Origin of the sequence: Pelomonas sp. KK5, from assembly GCF_001984095.1 — a bacterium.
In the GTDB taxonomy this organism is placed as follows: Bacteria; Pseudomonadota; Gammaproteobacteria; order Burkholderiales; family Burkholderiaceae_C; genus KK5.
This window is the reverse complement of record NZ_LYVQ01000041.1, coordinates 17,993-35,614: the sequence shown is the minus strand read 5'-3', so window position 1 is coordinate 35,614 and position 17,622 is coordinate 17,993. Positions and strand designations below refer to the sequence as shown.

The window sequence follows — 17,622 nt, the reverse complement described above, 5'->3', positions numbered from 1 at the left end:
CATCGCCGACATCATCGGCACGATCGACGGCATCGCCTTCCAGACCAATATCCTGGCGCTGAACGCCGCGGTGGAAGCGGCCCGCGCCGGCGAGCAGGGCCGCGGCTTCGCGGTCGTGGCCGGCGAAGTCCGCTCGCTCGCCCAACGTAGCGCCGAGGCGGCCAAGGAGATCAAGAGCCTGATCGGCGATTCGGTCGAACGGGTGCAGAACGGCACGGCGCTGGTCGACAAGGCCGGCCAGACGATGCAGGGCATCGTCACCTCGGTGCAGAAGCTGGCCGACCTCGTCGGCGAGATCAGCAGCGCCAGCCGCGAGCAGAGCTCGGGCATCGGCCAGGTGGGCGAGGCCATCACCCAGCTGGACCAGGCCACGCAGCAGAACGCCGCGCTGGTCGAGGAAAGCGCCGCGGCGAGCGAGAGCCTGAAGACGCAGGCTCAGTCGCTGCTGTCGGCGGTGGCGAGCTTCCGCCTGGCGTCGGCGGAGAAGACGAAGGCCGTGGCGGCTGCCCCTGCCCTGAAGGCGCAGGCACCACAGCCCAACCCCGCGGCGAAGGCGGTGGCAAAGCCGGCCCCGCGCAAGGCGCCGGCCCTCGTCGTGCCGGCCACGCCGCCGTCCAAGCCGCGCGCCGAGGCGGTCACCGCCGGCAACGACGACGGCGACTGGACCAGCTTCTGATCAGGTGGCCTTGGGCGGGCGCTTGCCGCCGCCCTCGCGGCCGCCGCCACTACCCTCACGGCGGCCTTCGGGGCGCGGGCCCCGCGGACCCGGCCGGTCGCCACCCCGCGGCGGGCCACGGCGGTCGCCGTTGTTCGGCCGGCGGTCGTCGTGCGCGCGGCGCGGCGGCTCGGGCGGACGCTCGGCACGCTCCTGGCGGGCGATCTCCAGCAGGCCCGGCAGTTCCTCCGGCGTCGTGCCCTTGAGCACGCAGAAGTTCGCCAACGTCAGCGTCGTGCGCTCGTAGTCGTGCAGCAGGCCGGCGCGGTTGCGGCGCTGCTGGGCCAGCAGGTCGGCCTGCTCGCGTTCGGCGCTGCGCTGCTCGCGTTCGGCGGCGCGTTCGGTCGCGACGCGCTGCTCCTTCAGGCCCTTGCGGCGGGTCAGCTCCTCGCGGGCGGCGGTCAGGTGCTCCTCGGCGATCTCGCCGGCGGGCTGGCCGTCCAGGTCGAAGCGGCTCTTGGCCTTGGTCAGCGCGAACAGGTAGTTGGTGCTGCCGGTGTAGCGGCGGAAGAAGGCGGACAGCTGGGCCTTGGTGAAGCGGCCCGGGGCGCGCTCCTGGATGTCGGCCTGGATGCGCAGCTTCAGCGGCTTGGCACCGCCGCTGAACAGCGCGGGGAACAGCGCCTTCAGTTCGGCGGCGACGTCCTTGGCCGGCGCCGCGGCGGCTTCGCCAGCAGCCTCGGCGGGCGCTTCGGCGGCAGCTTCCGGTGCGGCCTCGGGCGCGGCCTCAGCAGGTGCAGCCTCGGCGGCGGCTTCGCTTTCGGGCGCGGCGGGCGGCGGCAGTTGGGGCTCGGTCGACTCGGGCGTGTTCTCGTTCATGACAGGGGCAGTAATGCGAATGCAGCCCGCTATTGTCGTTCAACCTAGATCCGGCAGTTGAGCGCGGCCGAGGGGCAGGCGAGGCGGGTCGCCAGCAAGGCGCGCCGACGAAGTGGGCTACTGCCCACGAGGAGAAGCAACGCCGCAGGCGGCCCGAAGCGCCTGACCAGCGGGCGTGCAGCGCTGCTCACCGAAGTGGTGAACACGGAGAAGGCGCCCAAGGTCTTGATGTGACTGCAGTATCGAGTCATGGCAAGCGGTCAACTGCCGGATCTGGGTTCAGTACATCGTGCGCCGCTGGCGCTCCTGTAACTCGGCGTCGTAGACCACGCCGTCGATCCCTTCGGCGCTGAGCGTCTGCAGGATCAGGCCCGGTGAAGGCAGCTGCCCGCGGTCGATCTGCGAGGCCGCGTCCCAGAGCCCGGCCCGCTTGACCGCGCGCGCACACTGGAAGAACACCAGCGCCACCTCGATGACCAGCACCGAGAGGGGCAATATGCCTTCATGCGCGCAGCGTTCCAGCAGCGCCGGCGCGGTGCTGATGCGCGCCCGGCCGTTGACGCGCAGCGCCTCCGGCACGCCGGGGATCAGGAACAGCAGCGCGACGTCCGGGTCGTGCAGCACGTTGCAGAGGCTGTCCACCCGCTTGTTGCCGCGACGGTCGGGCAGTAGCAGCGTCTTCGGGTCGGCGATCTGGACGAAGCCGGGGCCGTCGCCGCGCGGCGAGACATCCAGCCCGCGCGGGCCATGGGTGGCCAGCACGGCGAAAGGCGCGGCCTCGATATAGGGCGCGTAGAGCGGATGGACGTGGTCCGACTCCTTGGCCAGCGAGGTCTCGCCCGGCCAGCCGTAGAGGGCGCGCAGCGCGTCGAGATCGGTAATGTCGTGATCGTCGTTGCTCATAGTCCGCCGAACACCCGCTTCAGGATCGCGCTGCCGGTGCCGACCGGGTCCTTGCGGATCTTCTTCTCCTCCTCGGCGATCATCAGGAACAGGCCGTCCAGCGCCTTGCCGGTGACGTACTGCTGGACGTTGGCGTCTTCCTTCTTCACCAGGCCCAGGCCGGCGCCCTTGCCGGCGATGGCGTTGTACTTCTCGGCCACCGACAGCTTCTCGGTGGCCTTGGTCACGATGGGCAGGAACTGCCGGGCCAGCGGCTCGCGCGTCTTGCCCTCGAAGAAACGGGTGGCCGCGTCGTCGCCGCCCTTGAGCAGGCGCAGGCCGTCCTCCACGCTCATCGAGCGGATCGCATTGACCAGCAGCGGCTTGGCCGCGGGCACGGCCTGCTCGGCGGCGCGGTTCATCGCGGTGACCAGTTCGTCCACCTTGCGGCCCTGGCCGGTGGCCTTCAGCAGCTTGGCCGCGTTGTTCAGCGAGCCGGGTAGCTCGATGCGCACCTGCGGGTTGCCGAGGAAGCCATCGCTGCGGCCCAGGCCGCCCACCGCCGCCACGGCGCCGCGCTCCAGCGCCGCGCGGATACCGCCGGCGGCATCGCCTTCGGTCAGCCCCGCCGCGACCGCCTCGCGGGCGGCCGGCGCTAGCAGTGCCAGCAACATCAAACTTCTACGTCGATCCATCATGCCTCCTGGTTGAGCGGCGCCACGTCCTGGTCGATGGCACCGAAGACAGAGTGCCCGTCCCGGCCCTTCATTTCAATGCGTACGCTGTCGCCGAACTTCATGAAATCGGTCTTCGGCTCGCCGTCCTCGCTCGCCTCGATCGCCCGCTTCTCGGCGATGCAGCTGTAGCCGCGGCTCGCGTCCCGGTTGTTCACCGGGCCGGAGCCGACGATCGAGCCCGCCCGCACATGCCGCGTGCGGGCGAGATGCGCGATCAGCTGACCGAAATGGAAGGCCATCTCCGGACCGGCCTCGCAGTTGCCGACCTTGCGTCCATTCCACATCGTCTGCAGGTTCAGCTCCACGCGCCCGCGATACCAGGCGGCCCCGAGTTCGTCGGGCGTCACGGCGACCGGGCCGAAGGCCGCGGCGGGCTCGGCGCCGGACAGCTGGCGCAGCCGCCAGCCGTTGGCCAGCATCAGCAGGCGCACGCTCTCCAGCGCCTCGTCGGCCGAGGCGCCCATCCGCACGTCTCCACTGATGGCGGCCAGGCCGGCCTCGAAATCGATGCCCATGGCCTCGCTGCCGAAGGGCGCCGGCTCGCAGGGCCCGAGGAAGCCGTCGCTGGCGCCCTGGCGCATCTGCGGCTCGCTCTCGCCCGCCTGCCCTGGAAAAGCCAAACCATCCACCCACTGGCCCGCGCGCGGCAGCGGCGCCATGCAGAGCTTGGGATCGAAATCGAAGGCATGGCGCAGCTTGCCGTGGTTCAGCTGGGTGTACAGGTCCTCCAACTGCGGGGAAAGGAAGCCCCAGTCGTCCAGCACCTGCTGCAGCCGGGTGGCGATGCCGTTGGCGTAGTGGGCCTGGCTCAGGTCGCGGGAGACGACGACCAGTTGGCCGTCGCGGGAACCGTCTTTGTAGGTGGCGAGCTTCATGGAAGAAAGAGGGGAGAGTTCGATTCGCGCTGCGGTGGCAGCATTGTCCGATGAGGAGTCGTGCTGCCTGCCTTCTTCCGCGCTGGATCTGGGCTCTCGGGCTGAGCCTCATTCTGCATGCCTGGTGGCTGGGCTCATGGCCGGGCTCGCTGCAGCTGGCGCCGGCGCGGGCGATCAGCACGCGGACGATGGCGCTGGCCGCACCGGCCCCCGCGCCTGCTGCGACGCCGGCCAACAAGCCTCGGCCCCGCCAGCCGGCGCGCGCAGCACCGCCCGTGGCCGCCCTGCCGGCCGAGCCGGACCTGCGCCCCGCTCCGCCCGCCGAATGGCTCTACACCCTGCGCCAGAACGGCAAGGCCGGCTGGGCGCGCCTGAGCTGGCAGCCGGCGCCCGACGGCAGCTACCGCCTCTTGCTAAGCCGTGAACTCGACGGCAGGCCGCTGCCGGGCTGGCGCAGCGAAGGCCGGCTCGATGCGACGCAAGGCCTCGCCCCCGAGCGCTACGCCACGCAGCGCGGCGGCCGCGATGCGCAGGCGACGAACTTCCGCCGCGACGAGGGGCTGATCAGCTTCTCCGCCAGCCCCGAGCTCCATGCACTGGCCGGCGGCGAGCAGGACCGGCTCAGCTGGTGCCTGCAACTGGCCGCCCGCGTGGCCGGCGCGCCGCGGCGCTACGGGCCGGGCGCGGAGTTGCGCGTCACCGTCGCCGGGCTGCGCGGCGAGCCGGTGGAGTGGGTGTTCGAGGTGATCGGCGAGGAGACGCTGGACCTGCCGGCGCTGCCGACGACGCAGGCGCTGCACCTGCGCCGCGGCGCGCTGGGGCCCTACGACGGGCCGATCGAACTGTGGCTGGACGGCTCGCGCGCCTGGCTGCCGGTGCGCCTGTCGATCGGGCCGACGGAGCTGCTGCTGCAGGCGGTGGACGTCGTCGATCAGCCGGCTTCGCCATCGTCGCAATAGCGCCGCAGCCGCGCCACGTGCACCCGCACCCGGCCGCGCCGCGCCTCCAGCAGGCCCTCGGCCGCCAGCGCCTGCATCGCCAGGCTGACGCGCGGCCGGCTCAGGCCGAGCATCCCGGCCAGCACCTCGTGCGACAGGTGCTCGCGCAGCGCCACCCATTCCGCATCGCCGGGCGGCGGCCCGAAGGCCAGCGACAGCTCGAGCCGCCGCGCCAGCATGCGCTCGGGACCGGCCATCTTGTAGTGGACATTCATCCAGAAGGTGGAGCGCGCCTTGCGGGCGACGATGTGCAGCAGCTGCCGGTTGACGGCCGGCCAGCGCTCCGCGAGGCCGCGCAGCGCCGCCTCGGTGAGCAGGAGCACGCGGCTGCGCCCGATCGCCACGCAGTCGGCGAAAGCCGGCTCGCCGGAGAACAGCAGGATCTCGCCGAACCATTCGCCTGCCGGGACCAGGGCGGTGATGGTCTCGCTGCCGGCGCGGTTGCCGCTGACGATCTTGAAGCTGCCCGCGCGCACGCCGAACACGTGGCCCAGCGTCTCGCCGCGCCGGTACAGCGACTCGCGCGGCTCGTAGCCGCGCCAGAAGCAGTCGGCCGGCCGCAGCGCCGCCAGCGCTTCATCGGGCACGCCGGCCAGCCACGGGCAGGCCCGCAGGAACTGCAGCGCATCGTCGTCCATCGGTGAAGCCCCTCCTCCTCGTTCGGTCATCGCGATGACAGACCGGACGGATCGATGCGAGGCATCGTCCAGGCTCCCGGCGCCTGCCGCCGCAGACGATACACAACGGAGACTTCATGCACCGGATCCTTCTCGCCAGCGCTCTCGCCGCCTTGGCCCTGCTGCCCGCCGCTGGTTTCGCCGCCGCCCGCGACTGGCCGCCGGCCGGCGAGCCACCCTCGCCCGAGACCACCGTCCACCAGGCCTTCGACTACGCCTACCCGCTGGTCGCCATGGGCCGGCTGCGCGCGGGCATGCTGGCCGGCCGCTCGCAGCTGAACGTGTGGCTGCACCAGCGCAAGCTCTCCGGCCCCGAGGACCGCTGGGTCACCACGCCCAACAACGACACCGCCTACTCCACGCTGTGGCTGGACCTGCGCCAGGGGCCGGTGACGCTCACGCTGCCCGACATGGACGGCCGCTACCACTCGCTCGCCTTCATGGACATGGCGACCAACAACTTCGAGGTCCTGGGCCGCCGCGCCACCGGCACGCGCGGTGCCAGCTACGTGCTCGTCGGCCCGGACAGCACGCAGCCGCTGCCGCCCGATGCCCGCGTGATCCGCGCGCCGGGCAACGACGTGCTGGTGCTGGCCCGCATCCTGGTGAACGACGCCGCCGACCTGCCCGCGGTGATCGCGCTGCAGGATCGGTTCAAGGTCGAGGCCGCCGGCCAGGCGACCGCGCCCTGGCAGGGGCCCGCGCCGCAGGTGGCGGAGATGACGCCGGCCGCCTTCCTCGCGATGGCCAACCTGATGCTGGAACGCAACCCGCCACCGCGCTACGAGGAGGCGTTGATGAAGCGCCTGGCCGGCGTCGGCCTCTGCGGCGCCGCCTGCGGCTGGGAGGCCCTGACACCTGACATGCGCGCGCTCTGGACCCGCGAGATGCCGGCGATGCTCGCCTCGCTGAAGGGCGGCCTGGCCGGCAGCGGCGGCCGGGTGGAGGGCTGGTCCTACTCGAAGCCCGATCTCGGCAACTTCGGCACCGACTACTTCTACCGCGCCCAGGTGGCGCTGGGCGGCCTGCTGGCGCTGCCGCCGGTGGAGGCGATGTACCCCACCGCCTTCACCGACCGCCAGCAGCAGCGCCTGGACGGCGCCCATCGCTACCGCCTGCACCTGGCCGCGGGCGCCTTGCCGGTGAACGGCTTCTGGTCACTCTCGATGTATCAGGTGGAAACGGACGGCAAGCTGTTCTTCACCGCCAACCCGGTCCAGCGCTACGCGATCGGGGACCGCACGCCGGGCCCGAGCCCCAACCCCGACGGCAGCATCGACATCCTGATGCAGCGCGAGGCGCCCGCCGATCCCGCCCAGCGCGCCAACTGGCTGCCCACGCCGCCGGGCGAGTTCGCGCTGGTGCTGCGCGCCTACGAGCCGAAGGCGGCGCTGCGCGACGGCCGCGTCCATGTACCGGGCGTCGAGCGGCTGGACTGATTCCGAGAAGGATTTGCCTGATGCCGGGGCGTTACACATCGCCGGACCAGCGCTTCGCTCAGAATCGCAGGGATGGAACAGCAGGAGGACAAGCAGCATCCGCGCTGGCGCCAGGCGATCGAGGACGCGCGGCTCGGCGTCTGGGACCTGCGCCCGGAACTCGAAGCCGTGCAGCACTCGCCGCAATGGAAGGCGCGGCTGGGCTTTCCCGATCCCCACGAGGCCGACAGCACGCACTTCTGGCGCTGCCGGGTCCACCCGGACGACCTGGACGCGATGCTGGACGCCATGCGCACCCATGCGCGCGGCGACGCCCCGCACTACGAGGCGCGCTTCCGGCTGCGCAGCAACGGCTCGGGCTACCGGCTGCTGCACTCGCGCGGCCGCGTGGTCGAACGTGACGGCCTGGGCCGCGCGCTGCGCATCGTCGGCACGATGATCGACCTCACCGAACGCGCCCCCTCGCCGCGCGGCGGCCTGGCGGTGGGCGCGCGGGAGCTGATGGCCGTGCGGCCGCTGGCCTGGCCCTTCCATCGCCTGCTGGCGGATCGCGCCTCGCTCGCGCTGGCCGGCGAACGCGCACGGCTGCTGCCGCTGGTGGAAGACCTGCTGGAAGCGGCGATGCTGGACCTGCAGCAATTGCCGCAGCCGCCGGGCCTCGCGGCCGCGTCAGACAAGCCGCCGAGCACTGATCGGTGAACGCCGCGAGCGCCGCGACGGGTGCGCGGCTTGCCGAAGCAAGGGTACCGCGGGAAGCCCCCCGAGATAGGTGGACATGCGTGATCTTGTGACGCTTCCACCACATATGGGTGGTCGGTGAAGCCCCGATGAACAGGGGCTTCTGCCACCATCAAGTCGAGATCAGCAGTTCCCGATCTTGAAGCCGGCCCCGTTGGCCGTACATGAAGCCGAAAGGAGCGCTCTCATGCACATGCTTTACAACTCACCGAGTTTCATCGTCGTCCAGTTCGACGTGCAGGTCGACGAGCCCGTTCCCGGCGAGCTGCTGAAGGCCAATCCGGAACTGCAGTTGCATCGTGGCGGCTTCGAGATCGTGGACAAGTTCACGCGCAAGGAAATCTTCATCGAGGGCGCGCTGGCCAAGGCATTCCAGGACGGCGTCGAGGCGCTGATGGAGACCAGCCCCTCCGAGGAAGACATCGACGACTTCGTCGAAGGCTACGCCCGCATGGGCCACCAGCCGGTCGTGATGCATTGAACCTTTCTTCATCAATCTCCGCAAAGACCGAGAAACCGCAGTAATTGCCTTCCCAACCCTTGTCCTTCGCCGGACGCTGCGCCAAGATCGGCACCGACTGATCTTTCACGCATTCGAGTAGTCCACATGGTCAAGCGTTTGGTTGAGGCAAAGGTGATTCCCTCGCCCGGCCTGGAAGAGGCTGCGGTGCTGGACCGCATGTGCTCTCAGTTCGTGCTGACGCTCACCGTCAAGCACGCGGGCCGCTTCAACCTGCGGCGCGACTTCAACGGCTTGCTCTCCTTCACCGGCCGCCACCTGGTGTGGCCGCTGCGCGTGCTGACCCGGCTGCGCGTCTATCTCGCGCAACGCTGCTCAAGTAACGAGTTATGGCAGGGGCACGAGGCCCTGGGCGACCAGGCCTTCCTGGAGCGCCATGGCGTCTGGAACGGCCCCTTCGCCGAGGCCACGCTGTTCTTCTACCTCGACGAATACATCAAGGACGCGCCCAAGGACATGCTGGCCCTGCTGGCCACCACGGTCGAGTGGCTGGACCGGCAGTTGAAGCGCGAATCCACGCTGGTGGAGAAGAACATCGCCGCGCTGGGCCAGCTGCTGCAGCTGAACCCGGCCGAGCGCGCGATCCTGCTCTACGGCACGCTGGCCCGCTATCAGCGCGAGCTGCGTGGGGCGCTGGTGGAGTTCAAGGTCAACACCGCGCAGGAGGCCTTCGCCGCCATCGCCGCGGTGGCCGGCGTCAACGAGCAGGAGGTGGCCGAGGCGCTGCGCGCCGGCTCGCGGCTCGAACGCATCGGCATGGTGGAGAACCTGATCTCCGAGCACAACATCACCGATCTGGCCGACCTGATGAAGGTGAGCGACCAGCTGCCGCCCGTGTTGATGCGCGAGTACCAGGGGCCGCACGATCTGATGGCCGTGTTCACCCGGCCCGCCACCAGGAGCCTGCTGACGGCCGCGGACTTCCAGTTCGTCGGTGACGACATGACGGTGCTGGGCACGCTGCTGCGCCAGGCGGTTGCCAGCCACGCGGCGGGCGTCAACGTGCTGCTCTACGGCCCGCCCGGCACCGGTAAGACCGAGCTGGCGAAGGTGGCCGCGGCGGCCGCGGGGCTCGATCTCTACGAGGTCGAGTACGCGGACCGCGACGGCAATTCGCTCTCCGGCCGCGACCGCTACCGCTCGCTGCAGATCAGCCAGCAGTTCCTGAAGGCCAGCGAGAACGTGGCCCTGCTGTTCGACGAGGTGGAAGACGTGTTCCCGCCGCTGTCCACCGACACCGCCCAGCTGATCGCGCGGCTCGATTCCGCGCTGGAGGCGCCCGCCTCCAATTCCGTCAGCGGCAAGGCCTGGGTCAACCAGATCCTGGAGACCAACCCGGTGCCGGTGATCTGGATCACCAACCGCATCGAGCAGATCGATCCGGCCTTCCGTCGCCGCTTCCAGTACCACCTCGAGCTGAAGTCGCCTCCGCCCGGCGCGCGGCTGGGCCTGGTGACGCGGGCGCTTTCGGACGTGAACGTGAGCGCGGAGTTCGCTGCCCGGCTGGCCGAGCGCCGCGGGCTGACGCCGGCGCAGATCCGCACCGCGGTGCGCTTCTCCCAGCTCGCCGGCGGGCCGGACGAGGCGGAACGGCTGATCGAACGCCAGCTCGGCAATGCCGACAAGGCGCTGGGCCACCAGGCGCACGAGCGCGCCGCGCGGCCGGTGGTGACGCAGTACGCGCTGGACCTGCTCAACTGCGAATCCCGCTTCGAGATCCCGCGCATCGTGGCCGCGCTGCAGAACCGCGGCGCCGGCAACCTCTGCTTCTACGGCCCGCCCGGCACTGGCAAGACCGCCTTGGGCGAGCACATCGCGCAGGCACTGCAACGGCCGCTGATGGTGCGCCGCGCCAGTGATCTCGCCAGCAAGTACGTGGGCGAGACCGAGCAGAACATGGCCCGCATGTTCGAGGCCGCAGCCGCCGAAGGCGCGGTGCTGCTGCTCGACGAGGCCGACAGCTTCCTGCGCAGCCGCCGCATGGCCGAGCGCAACTACGAGGTCAGCGAGGTCAACGAGATGCTGGCCGGCATGGAGCGCTTCGCCGGCGTGTTCATCTGCACGACCAATCTGTTCGAGGAACTGGACGAGGCCGCGCTGCGCCGCTTCGCCTTCAAGATCCGCTTCAAGCCGCTGCTGCAGGCCCAGCGCCTGCGCATGTTCGAGCGCGAGGCGGGCATGGCCGAGCCCACGGCCGAGCAGGTGGCGCGGCTGGCGGCGCTGGACGTGCTGACGCCGGGCGACTTCGCCGCGGTGCGCCAGCAGGTCGAGATCCTCGGCGAGACGCTGACGCCGGACGAATTCCTCTCGCAGCTGGAAGCCGAGCACCGGGCCAAGCCCGATGTGCGGACGCGACGTTCGATCGGCTTCACGCATTGAAGGCATGGCATCCTTCGAGGATGCCCGCTGCCCATCTCCTGCGCACTACCTTCTCGCTGCTGCTTGCCCTGCTGGCAAGCACGGCGCACGCCGCCACCGACTGCCCAGCGCCCGTCGCACCGCCCACGCCCGAACAGCTGGCCGCCGCCGCGGCCGCTGCCACCCAGGACCACGGCCTGCTCTGGCGCGCCCGCCGCGACGGCCATGACTCCTACCTCTACGGCACGCTGCACGTCGGCCGCCTGGCCTGGGCGATGCCGGGCCCGCAGCAGTCGCAGGCCTGGCAGGCCACCGACACGCTGGCGCTGGAACTGGACATCAGCGACCCGCAGACGGTCAGGGCGCTGACCAGCGGCGTGCCGGCCCCGGCGCTGAGCGCGAAGACCAAGGGACGCATCGCCGCGCAGATCGCCGCCGAATGCCTGCCCGCCGGCGCGCTGGCCGCCATGCATCCGCTGATGCAGCTGAGCACGCTGACGGTGCTGACCGCGCGCCGCGACGAGCTCGACGCCGGCTACGCGCAGGAGGCCATCCTGCTGGGCATGGCACAGGCCGCGAAGCGCCGTGTCGTCGCGCTGGAGACGCCCCAGGAACAGCTCGACGCGCTGATCCCCAAGGACCCGCGCGAGCTGCAGCGCGCCCTCGACGACGGCCTCACCCAGCTCGAGCGCAAGGAGGTGCGCGCGCCGATGCTCAAGCTGGCCCGCGCCTGGGCGGCCAGCGACCTCCCGCTGCTGCAGACCTACGAGGACTGGTGCGACTGCATCCACGACGAGGCCGACCGCCGCTACATGCACGGCCTGCTGGCCGCCCGCAACCCGCGCATCGCCGAGCGCTTCGCCGCCCTGCATGCGGGCGGCCAGCGGGTGTTCGTCGCCGTCGGCGCCCTGCACATGGTCGGCCCCGAGGGGCTGCCGGCGCAGCTGAAGAAGATGGGCTTCGAGTTGACGCGACTCGTGCCGGCTCCCTGAACCCCGCAACCTGGAGACACCGTCCATGTCCAACGACAACAGCAACCCCTTCGCCGGCTTCGTGCCCGGCTTCGATTTCCTGCAGGGCCTGGTGAAGAACGCCGGCGCCGCCATCCCCGGCATCGGCCAGTGGGTGGCGCCGACGCTGAACCCGGAGGAGCTGGAGAAGCGCATCGGCGAGCTGCGCACCATCCAGTTCTGGCTGGAGCAGAACGCCCGCATGCTGGGCACGACGATCCAGGCGCTGGAGGTGCAGAAGATGACGCTGTCCACGCTGAAGTCGATGGACGTGCCGCTGGCCACGCTGCGCGAGTCGCTGAAGATGCCGACCGCCGAAGCGCCCGCGCCGAAGGCCGCGGCCATGCCGGGCATCGACCCGACCGTCTGGTGGACCGCGCTGACCGAGCAGTTCACGCAGCTCGCCACCAAGGCCGTCACCGATCCGCCGGCGGCCCCCGGCAAGCGCGCAGCCCCGTCGGCCCAGCCGGCGGCCAAGGCGGCCGCGCGCAAGACGGCCGCGCCGCGCAAGCGCAAGGCCTGACCCCCGATGAGCAAGACCAACCTCCTGCTGCAGGCCGCCGAACTTCCCGCGGCCTGGCGCTCCGTCATCGTGGGCCGGGCGGCCCATGCGAACCTGAAGGTGCTGCGCATGGACGAGCGCACCTACCCCGACGAGACCCACGATTTCGACGAGGCGCTGGTGGTGCTCGACGGGCAGATGAACCTCGAGATCGACAGCCAGGTCGTGCAGGTGCGTCAGGGCGAGGTCTTCATCGTGCCCGCCGGGCAGCCTCACGCGGTGGCCGCCGGCAGCCACGGCACGCTGCTGATCATCGATCAGTAGCAGCCACCCGGCGCGGCGCCTTGATCAGCCCCTGATTGACCAGCAGCCCCAGCAACACGCCCGCCGTGCCCGCCCATTGCATCGCCGACGGCCGCTCGTCGAAGGCCGCCGCCGCGGCCCACAGCCCCACCACCGGCACCAGCAGCGACCAGGGCACGACCTTGCCCGCCGCATGGCGCTTGAGCAGCCGCGTCCACAGGCTGTAGGCCAGCAGCGTGGCCAGCAGGCCGAGATAGAGCACCGCGCCGGCGCCGCGCCCGTCGATGCCGGCCAGCTGCGCGCCGACCGCCGCCGGCCCCTGCTGCCACAAGGCCAGCGCGAAGAAGGGCACGATCGGCACCAGGCTGGTCCAGACGATGAAGTTGAAGGGCTCGTAGTCGCAGACGCGGTTGGCCAGGCGGCCCACCAGGTTGGACAGCGCCCACATCAGCGCCGCGCCCAGCGTCAGCAGGAAGCCGATCAGCGTCATCTCGCCGGGCCCCTCGCCATGGGCGCAGGCGATCAGCAGCAGGCCGCCCAGCGCCACCACGAGGCCCGCCCACTGGCGCGGCAGCGCCCGCTCGCCCAGCACCGGCGCGGCCAGCAGCAGCGTGAAGAAGGCCTGGGTCTGCATCACCACCGAGGCCATGCCCGCCGTCATGCCCAGCTGCAGGCCCAGGAACAGCAGGCCGAACTGGCCCAGGCCCTGGGCCAGGCCGTAGCCCAGCAGGAAGCGCGTCGGCAGGCCCGGAGGGGGCTTCACCAGCGCCAGCACCGGCAGCGCCGCCACGACAAAGCGCAGCGCGCCCATCACGAAGGGCGACAAGCCCTTCAGCCCCAGCTTCATGACGACGAAGTTGGAGCCCCAGATCAGCACCACCGCCGCGATGCGCAGCGCATCGCCACCGCTCAGCCGCGTGCCGCTCACAGCGGCCGCCCCTGCGCGGCGCGCGCGGCGACGAAGCTCTCGAAGGCCTCGGCGCTGGTCCTGGCCGGCACATAGCCCAGCTGCTCTTTCAGCCGCCGGTTGTCCAGCACCGGCCGGTAGCGCAGGAAGTCCAGTTGCTCGGGGCCGTAGCGGCTGAGGCCCAGCTTCGATCCCAGCCACAGCAGGCCGCTGAGGACGGGCGCGGGGAACTGGCGCGTCTGCTTGCCCAGGCGCCGGGCGATCTCGTGGATGGACAGCGCGCCGTCGCCGGCCACGTTGTACTGCCCTTCGCCGCCGGTCCGCAGCGCATGCAGGAAGGCGCCGGTGACGTCCTGGTCCCAGATGAAGACGAAGGGACTGTCGCTGCCGCGGATGGCGATCAGGCGGCGCTTCTCGAACAGCGCGGTGATCTGGTTGTCCACCCGCTCGCCGAGGATGGTGCCGATGCGGAACACCGTCTGCTTCAGCTGCGGCTGCACCTGGCGATACAAGGCCAGCATCTCCTCGACCAGGCGCTTGTGGTGCGAGTAGGCGAAGACCTCGTTGCCGCGCAGCGGGTCGGTCTCGACCAGCCAGTCCGGGTTGTCGGCGTGGTAGCCGTAGGCGGCCCCGCTGGAGCTGACGAGCAGGTGCTTCACGCCTGCATTGACGCAGGCCTGCAGCAGGTTCTGCGTGCCCATCACGTCCACCGAATACTCGAACTCGCGACTGGAGCCGCGGCCCGGCGTGACGATGGAGGCCAGGTGCACGACCGTGTCGATGCGATGGCCGCGCAGCGCCTCGACGAGGTTCGCGTCGCGCACGTCCTGCTGCTCGTACAGCACGCCGGGCAGGCGGCGCACCGCCGGCACCTCGCGCACGTCCTGCGCCACCAGCAGCTCGCATTCGCCGCTGACGGCCAGCGCCGCGACCAGGCTGCGGCCGAGAAAGCCGTCCGCGCCGGTGATCAACACTCTCTTCTTCATAGCTCAGTCTTCGCTGCGGGCCGCTTCGCCCACCACTGCGCCAGCGCCATGCCGGCGATGATGTCCCAGAAGCCCCAGACGCCGGCCACCACCGCCATGCCGCCCAGGCCCCCGAAGAAGCTGAAGATCAGCACCAGGCCCAGGCCCGAGTTGCGGATGCCCACCTCCACCGAGACGGCGCGGCGGTCGTATTCCTTCAGGCCCGCGGCGGCGGCGCTCGCGTAGCCGAGCCCATAGGCCAGCCCGTCGTGCAGCACCACGGCCAGCATCACCAGGCCCACGTAGTCGAGGAAGTAGCGCCAGTTGCCCGCCACCGCGCCGACGATGAACAGCACCAGCACCAGGAAGCTGAGGATGCGCGCGGGCTTCTTGATGCGCTCGGTCAGCGCCGGCCACTGCCGCGCGAAGCCGATGCCCAGCACGAAGGGCAGGCCGATGATGGCGACGATGTGCAGGCCCATCTCCACCGGGCTCAGTGCGATGGTCTTCAAGAGCGGCGCGGCGGTCGGATGCAGGCTGCCCCAGAAGGCCAGGTTCAGCGGCATCAGCACGATGGACAGCGCGTTGGAGATCGCTGTCATCGAGACCGACAGCGCCACATTGCCGCCGGCCCGGTGGGTGATGATGTTGGAGATATTGCCCGGCGGGCAGCAGGCCACCAGGATCATGCCCAGCGCGATGCTGGGCAGCGGCTTGAGGACCAGCGTCAGCACGAAGGTGATGGCCGGCAGCAGCAGGAACTGCGCGGCGATGCCGGCGGCCATGGCCAGCGGCATCTTCAGCACGCGCCTGAAATCCTCGGGCTTCGTGTCCAGCGCGATGCCGAACATCAGGAAGCCGAGCACGACGTTGAGCGCCTGCAATGACGCCGGATTGAAGTTCAGCCGGACTTCATCGACCGTCATGTCTGCCCCCCGGTTGCGGAGTACCGCACCCGGCCCCCCAAGGGGGCGACCGCTTGCTTGGGGCGGCCCTGCGCTGCGCGGCTCATGTCGCCAGCGCCTTCGACGCCGCACGCACCGCATTGCGATACGTGTCCTTGTGGACGTAGTAGCTCATCCGCTCCAGCTTCAGGTACTTGTAGCCGCCGCTCATGTCCGGCGGCGGGCCGAGCTTGGCGCGCTTGAAGCCCTCGGCCTTCAGGCCCTGCGCCTTGAAGGCCCGCGCCACCAGCTCCGCCTGCTCGTAGCGGCCCTGCCAGCCGATGCCGCTGGCCTCGATCATGCCGACCACGGCCAGGTTGTCGTAGGCCGGGGCGAAGATGTTCAGGTAGAGCTGCGGCGCCATGCCCTGCCAGTTCAGCAGCGCGCGGTCGATGAAGGGGTAGTGCAGCTTGTAGCCGGTCGCCGCCAGCACCATGTCGTAGTCCGCCTGCGTGCCGTCCTTGAAATGCACCGTGTGGCCGTCGAAGCGCTGCACGTCGGGACGCACGGTGATGTCGCCATGACCCAGGTGGTGCAGGATCAGCGAATTCACCACCGGGTGACTTTCGTACATCCTGTATTCGGGCCTGGGGAAGCCGAAGCGCACCGGGTCGCCGGTGAACCACTTGAGGATGGTGCCGTCCACCTTCTGCTTGAGCCAGGCGGGCAGCTGGATCTTGCCGCCCAGCGTGTCGGCCGGCTTGCCGAACACGTACTTGGGCACGAAGTAGTAGCCGCGGCGCACCGAGATGTCGATGCGCTTCGCGTAGTGCACGGCGTCCACCGCGATATCGCAGCCGGAGTTGCCGGCGCCGATCAGCAGCACCCGCTTGTCGGTGAACTGCTTCGCCGACTTGTAGGCACTGGTGTGCAGCAGCTCGCCGGCGAAGTGGCCCTCGAAGGCCGGCATGCTGGGCTCGGCCAGCGTGCCGTTGGCGATGATGACGCCCTTGAACAGCGCCTCGTGGGTGACCGCGCCGTCCTGTTCGGTCCAGCGCACGCGCCACAGCGGCGTCGCGCCTTCGCCGGCCGGCTCCACCTTCTGCACCCGCGCGCCGAAGCGGTAGTGCTCGCGCAGGCCGAAGCGCTCGGCGAATGCGCTGAAATAACGCATCAGTTCAGCGTGGCTCGGATAGTCGGCCACGCCGTCGGCCATCGGGAACTCGGTGAACTCGGTCGTGCGCTTGCTGGATATCAGGTGGGCCGACTCGTAGACGGTGCTGCGCGGGTTGGCGATGTTCCACAGGCCGCCGACGTCGCTCCAGGCCTCGAAGCCCTGGAAGGCCAGGCCTTCCTTCTGCAGGTTGCGGGCGGCGGCGAGGCCCGAGGGGCCGGCGCCGATCAGCGCGTATTGCTCTTCAGTTCTTGTTGTCATTCGTCAGTCCCGGAACGGGCGTGGACCCGGGTTCGCCCGGCCGTGGCTTGCGCGGCTGGGCGAGCAGGATGCGGTCGTGCAGCGTCTCGGGCAGCAGGTCCAGCGCGCGAGACAGCCAGCCGACGCGCCGCGGCAGCACGATCTGCTCGGCGCCGGCCGCCACGCGGCGCAGCAACGTGGCCGCCGCCTGCTCCGGCTCCATCAGGCCGGGCATCGCGAAGCGGTTGCCGGCCGTCAGCGCGGTGCGCAGGTAGCCGGGGCTCACGGTGCTGACACTGAGGCCGCTCGGCCGCAGCTCGGCGCGCAGCGATTGCAGGTAGGCGATCAGCCCGGCCTTGCTCGCGCAATAGGCGCCGTTGCCCGGCAGGCCGCGCCAGCCGGCGATGCTGGCCACGCCGACCAGCGCGCCCCGGCCCGCGGCCAGCATGGCTGCCATGAACGGCTGAAAGGTCGTCGGCACGCCCAGCAGGTTGATCTCCAGCGCGCGGCGGAAGAAGGCCAGGTCGGCCGCCTCGGCGGTGGCATAGCCGCCCGCCACGCCGGCATTGGCGATCACCAGGTCCGGCGTGCCGTGGGCGGCCATCCAGTCGGCGGCGCAGGCCTGCATCGCGGCGCTGTCGCTGACGTCGGGCGTGTAGATGCGGCTGCGCTGAGGATGGGCGTTATGGAGTTCCTCCAGCACTGCGCGGTTCAGGCCCACCAGGGCGACCGTCGCACCGCCTTCCAGCAGCTGCCGCGCCAGCGCCCGGCCGAAGCCGCCGCAGGCGCCGGTGACGACGGCGTTGGTGAATTTGTTACCGGTCCTCATGATTGCCGCCAGCTTAATCGGCGGTCACAATCATCTCGTTTTCTTCCGCT

Annotated in this window: 19 protein-coding genes; 9 read left to right on the top strand and 10 right to left on the bottom strand. The window is 70.5% G+C overall.

Annotation, left to right across the window (positions count from 1 at the left end):
• Positions 1-676: methyl-accepting chemotaxis protein (locus B0W88_RS08795; RefSeq protein WP_233151660.1), on the top strand; the 676-nt coding region annotated here is incomplete at its 5' end.
• Here B0W88_RS08795 and B0W88_RS08790 read toward each other — a convergent pair.
• The 4 genes from B0W88_RS08790 to B0W88_RS08775 all read right to left on the bottom strand — a co-directional run bounded on the left by B0W88_RS08790 (position 677) and on the right by B0W88_RS08775 (position 4,028).
• Positions 677-1,534: a ProQ/FINO family protein gene (locus B0W88_RS08790; RefSeq protein ID WP_083748662.1), complete on the bottom strand. Its 858-nt coding sequence runs from the start codon at positions 1,532-1,534 to the stop codon at positions 677-679. It abuts the gene before it with no gap.
• 279 nt (positions 1,535-1,813) lie between these two features.
• Positions 1,814-2,437 carry a pyridoxamine 5'-phosphate oxidase family protein gene (locus B0W88_RS08785; protein WP_077034287.1) on the bottom strand — a complete coding sequence of 208 codons (624 nt, stop codon included), beginning with the start codon at positions 2,435-2,437 and terminating at the stop codon, positions 1,814-1,816.
• Complete coding sequence (locus B0W88_RS08780; protein WP_233151659.1) at positions 2,434-3,090, bottom strand: DUF4197 domain-containing protein; 657 nt, start codon at positions 3,088-3,090, stop codon at positions 2,434-2,436. Before B0W88_RS08780 ends, B0W88_RS08785 begins: the two co-directional genes overlap by 4 nt.
• A gap of 20 nt (positions 3,091-3,110) precedes the next feature.
• Entirely contained in the window at positions 3,111-4,028 is a 918-nt protein-coding gene (locus tag B0W88_RS08775) for a fumarylacetoacetate hydrolase family protein (protein WP_077034285.1), read from the bottom strand.
• 50 nt (positions 4,029-4,078) lie between these two features.
• Between B0W88_RS08775 and B0W88_RS08770 the strand changes: the two genes are divergently transcribed.
• Positions 4,079-4,987: a DUF3108 domain-containing protein gene (locus tag B0W88_RS08770; RefSeq protein ID WP_083748661.1), complete on the top strand. Its 909-nt coding sequence runs from the start codon at positions 4,079-4,081 to the stop codon at positions 4,985-4,987.
• Here B0W88_RS08770 and B0W88_RS08765 read toward each other — a convergent pair.
• The gene (locus tag B0W88_RS08765) at positions 4,960-5,664 is read right to left on the bottom strand and encodes a Crp/Fnr family transcriptional regulator (protein WP_077034283.1); all 705 of its coding nucleotides are present in this window, start codon (positions 5,662-5,664) and stop codon (positions 4,960-4,962) included. The genes B0W88_RS08770 and B0W88_RS08765 overlap by 28 nt on opposite strands.
• A 116-nt stretch (positions 5,665-5,780) precedes the next feature.
• Between B0W88_RS08765 and B0W88_RS08760 the strand changes: the two genes are divergently transcribed.
• From B0W88_RS08760 to B0W88_RS08730, 7 genes are all read left to right on the top strand, one after another.
• Entirely contained in the window at positions 5,781-7,142 is a 1,362-nt protein-coding gene (locus B0W88_RS08760) for a DUF1254 domain-containing protein (protein ID WP_083748659.1), read from the top strand.
• Between the two features lie 72 nt (positions 7,143-7,214).
• On the top strand, positions 7,215-7,841 hold the full coding sequence (locus B0W88_RS08755; RefSeq protein WP_077034282.1) for a PAS domain-containing protein: 627 nt from the start codon (positions 7,215-7,217) through the stop codon (positions 7,839-7,841).
• A gap of 232 nt (positions 7,842-8,073) precedes the next feature.
• The gene (locus B0W88_RS08750; protein ID WP_233151658.1) at positions 8,074-8,361 is read left to right on the top strand and encodes a DUF3567 domain-containing protein; all 288 of its coding nucleotides are present in this window, start codon (positions 8,074-8,076) and stop codon (positions 8,359-8,361) included.
• Positions 8,362-8,487: 126 nt separating this feature from the next.
• Entirely contained in the window at positions 8,488-10,779 is a 2,292-nt protein-coding gene (locus tag B0W88_RS08745; RefSeq protein WP_077034280.1) for an AAA family ATPase, read from the top strand.
• A gap of 20 nt (positions 10,780-10,799) precedes the next feature.
• Positions 10,800-11,750 (top strand): TraB/GumN family protein, encoded by a 951-nt coding sequence (locus B0W88_RS08740; RefSeq protein ID WP_077034279.1) that lies wholly within the window; start codon positions 10,800-10,802, stop codon positions 11,748-11,750.
• A gap of 25 nt (positions 11,751-11,775) precedes the next feature.
• On the top strand, positions 11,776-12,291 hold the full coding sequence (locus B0W88_RS08735; RefSeq protein ID WP_077034278.1) for a PhaM family polyhydroxyalkanoate granule multifunctional regulatory protein: 516 nt from the start codon (positions 11,776-11,778) through the stop codon (positions 12,289-12,291).
• Positions 12,292-12,297: 6 nt separating this feature from the next.
• On the top strand, positions 12,298-12,594 hold the full coding sequence (locus tag B0W88_RS08730) for a cupin domain-containing protein (protein WP_077034277.1): 297 nt from the start codon (positions 12,298-12,300) through the stop codon (positions 12,592-12,594).
• Here B0W88_RS08730 and B0W88_RS08725 read toward each other — a convergent pair.
• The 5 genes from B0W88_RS08725 to B0W88_RS08705 form a co-directional block, all read right to left on the bottom strand.
• Complete coding sequence (locus tag B0W88_RS08725; RefSeq protein WP_077034276.1) at positions 12,581-13,501, bottom strand: EamA family transporter; 921 nt, start codon at positions 13,499-13,501, stop codon at positions 12,581-12,583. The two genes, B0W88_RS08730 and B0W88_RS08725, sit on opposite strands and share 14 nt — an antisense overlap.
• Complete coding sequence (locus B0W88_RS08720; protein ID WP_077034275.1) at positions 13,498-14,466, bottom strand: SDR family oxidoreductase; 969 nt, start codon at positions 14,464-14,466, stop codon at positions 13,498-13,500. Before B0W88_RS08720 ends, B0W88_RS08725 begins: the two co-directional genes overlap by 4 nt.
• On the bottom strand, positions 14,463-15,371 hold the full coding sequence (locus tag B0W88_RS08715) for a bile acid:sodium symporter family protein (RefSeq protein ID WP_077034274.1): 909 nt from the start codon (positions 15,369-15,371) through the stop codon (positions 14,463-14,465). The genes B0W88_RS08720 and B0W88_RS08715 overlap by 4 nt, the downstream gene beginning before the upstream one ends.
• Before the next feature lie 82 nt (positions 15,372-15,453).
• Positions 15,454-16,764, bottom strand: coding sequence for an NAD(P)/FAD-dependent oxidoreductase (locus B0W88_RS08710; protein WP_077034273.1), 1,311 nt, complete (start codon positions 16,762-16,764; stop codon positions 15,454-15,456).
• Complete coding sequence (locus tag B0W88_RS08705) at positions 16,748-17,572, bottom strand: SDR family oxidoreductase (protein ID WP_077034272.1); 825 nt, start codon at positions 17,570-17,572, stop codon at positions 16,748-16,750. Before B0W88_RS08705 ends, B0W88_RS08710 begins: the two co-directional genes overlap by 17 nt.
• Positions 17,573-17,622 lie beyond the last annotated feature (50 nt).

What these genes read in the sequence shown, in the direction of transcription:
- B0W88_RS08730 (WP_077034277.1), top strand. Translation starts at nt 12,298, where the DNA reads ATGAGCAAGACCAACCTCCTGCTGCAGGCCGCCGAACTTCCCGCGGCC.
- B0W88_RS08760 (WP_083748659.1), top strand. Translation starts at nt 5,781, where the DNA reads ATGCACCGGATCCTTCTCGCCAGCGCTCTCGCCGCCTTGGCCCTGCTG.
- B0W88_RS08750 (WP_233151658.1), top strand. Translation starts at nt 8,074, where the DNA reads ATGCTTTACAACTCACCGAGTTTCATCGTCGTCCAGTTCGACGTGCAG.
- B0W88_RS08785 (WP_077034287.1), bottom strand. Translation starts at nt 2,437, where the DNA reads ATGAGCAACGACGATCACGACATTACCGATCTCGACGCGCTGCGCGCC.
- B0W88_RS08745 (WP_077034280.1), top strand. Translation starts at nt 8,488, where the DNA reads ATGGTCAAGCGTTTGGTTGAGGCAAAGGTGATTCCCTCGCCCGGCCTG.
- B0W88_RS08790 (WP_083748662.1), bottom strand. Translation starts at nt 1,534, where the DNA reads ATGAACGAGAACACGCCCGAGTCGACCGAGCCCCAACTGCCGCCGCCC.
- B0W88_RS08705 (WP_077034272.1), bottom strand. Translation starts at nt 17,572, where the DNA reads ATGAGGACCGGTAACAAATTCACCAACGCCGTCGTCACCGGCGCCTGC.
- B0W88_RS08780 (WP_233151659.1), bottom strand. Translation starts at nt 3,090, where the DNA reads ATGTTGCTGGCACTGCTAGCGCCGGCCGCCCGCGAGGCGGTCGCGGCG.
- B0W88_RS08710 (WP_077034273.1), bottom strand. Translation starts at nt 16,764, where the DNA reads ATGACAACAAGAACTGAAGAGCAATACGCGCTGATCGGCGCCGGCCCC.
- B0W88_RS08765 (WP_077034283.1), bottom strand. Translation starts at nt 5,664, where the DNA reads ATGGACGACGATGCGCTGCAGTTCCTGCGGGCCTGCCCGTGGCTGGCC.
- B0W88_RS08775 (WP_077034285.1), bottom strand. Translation starts at nt 4,028, where the DNA reads ATGAAGCTCGCCACCTACAAAGACGGTTCCCGCGACGGCCAACTGGTC.
- B0W88_RS08740 (WP_077034279.1), top strand. Translation starts at nt 10,800, where the DNA reads ATGCCCGCTGCCCATCTCCTGCGCACTACCTTCTCGCTGCTGCTTGCC.
- B0W88_RS08770 (WP_083748661.1), top strand. Translation starts at nt 4,079, where the DNA reads ATGAGGAGTCGTGCTGCCTGCCTTCTTCCGCGCTGGATCTGGGCTCTC.
- B0W88_RS08735 (WP_077034278.1), top strand. Translation starts at nt 11,776, where the DNA reads ATGTCCAACGACAACAGCAACCCCTTCGCCGGCTTCGTGCCCGGCTTC.
- B0W88_RS08715 (WP_077034274.1), bottom strand. Translation starts at nt 15,371, where the DNA reads ATGACGGTCGATGAAGTCCGGCTGAACTTCAATCCGGCGTCATTGCAG.
- B0W88_RS08755 (WP_077034282.1), top strand. Translation starts at nt 7,215, where the DNA reads ATGGAACAGCAGGAGGACAAGCAGCATCCGCGCTGGCGCCAGGCGATC.
- B0W88_RS08720 (WP_077034275.1), bottom strand. Translation starts at nt 14,466, where the DNA reads ATGAAGAAGAGAGTGTTGATCACCGGCGCGGACGGCTTTCTCGGCCGC.